Annotated in this window: 2 protein-coding genes; one reads left to right on the top strand and one right to left on the bottom strand. The window is 71.7% G+C overall.

The features are described 5' to 3' along the window. Window positions 1-125: 125 nt before the first annotated feature. Window positions 126-452, top strand: a complete 327-nt coding sequence (locus tag AB0G02_RS41310; RefSeq protein ID WP_360806353.1) for a hypothetical protein — start codon at window positions 126-128, stop codon at window positions 450-452. 86 nt (window positions 453-538) lie between these two features. On the opposite strand, the gene AB0G02_RS41305 is transcribed toward AB0G02_RS41310, so the two are convergent. Further along, window positions 539-868, bottom strand: coding sequence for a DUF6204 family protein (locus AB0G02_RS41305; RefSeq protein ID WP_360806350.1), 330 nt, complete (start codon window positions 866-868; stop codon window positions 539-541). Window positions 869-1,183 lie beyond the last annotated feature (315 nt).

Genomic DNA, 1,183 nt, shown 5'->3' with positions numbered 1-1,183 from the left:
GCCTTCGCACGACCGGTCGCCGTCCCCGAACCGGCGGGTTCCGGGATCACGTCGGAACGCCCACCTCCCGCTCCCGGTCGGTTACCGTGTGGTCGGCCGATTCCCGGAGATCCCCGGAGGTGCCGGTGAGGGCTCCAGTGCTCGCGGTGGTGGCAGGCGCCCTCGCCCTGGTCGCCGCCGCGCCGTCCGCGGTGGCCGCGCCCACCCTCGACGTCGTCTGCCAGTCGCGGGGCAGTCAGTTCTCCTGCTTCACCGACCGCGGCGGCGGTTCCCCGATGACCGTCACGTGGACCCGCAACGGCGTCCCCGTGCCCGCCTGGGACGGCATGGGGTTCGTCCTGGGCCTGTGCACGCCCGGCGAGGTCGTCGCCGTCGCCGCGACGGTCACCGACCCCACCGGGTCCGCGACGGACGGCGAGACCTTCCCGTGCAACACCGGTCCCTGGCCGTGACCACGCGGGGCTGCCGGCCGCGTGCTGCGAGCGGCACGGACCGGGCTCGGCCCACGACCGGTCGCGGGTGATCCGACGCCGTCGAGCTACCGGGGTCGGCGGATCTTGATCAGGTCCACGTCGGTGGCGGAGGCCCGCATGTCGCGGAAGTCCACGCCGAACTCCTCGATCGCACGGGACGCCAGCGCCAGCGCGCGGTCGCACACGGCCCGGTCCGTCGTCTCCACCTCGGCGCGCAGCTGCACGCGGAAGCTGAAGAAGTCGAGCGACCTGTCGTAGGACAGCGCCCCCTGTTCGGAGAAGCCGTTGGTGAGCACCCCGTGCCGCTCGACCTCGGCCAGCAGCCGGTCGCGCCCGGCGTCGTCGAGGTCGGTGAACCTGCTGCGCACCATGACCCGGTAGGTGTGCTCGACCATGTGCTGTCCTTCGCTCGTCCGGCTGTGCGTGGATCGTGCGGCACGAGCGCGGCGAACCGCAATCGACTTGATCGGGCCCGGGGTGCGCGGAGTCGGCACGACGATCATCGGTGCAGGTGGCGGGCAGGGGGAGCGGGTGGGGCAAGATGGTTCTTGACCGATACACCCGAGCTGCTTGAGGAGTGACATGACCGCGATCGTGCGCGTCGTTGGCCGGCAGGCTCCTCGGCGCGGCTGGTCAACGTCCTGGTGATCACCCCCTTGCGGGTGCTGTTCCTGATCGTCCTGGTCGGTACGACCCTCGAAGTGCTCACC

It is taken from the genome of Actinosynnema sp. NPDC023658 (genome assembly GCF_040639995.1).
GTDB lineage: Bacteria > Actinomycetota > Actinomycetes > Mycobacteriales > Pseudonocardiaceae > Actinosynnema.
Note: the sequence above shows the minus strand (reverse complement) of the source record. Positions and strands in the feature narration are given on the sequence as shown.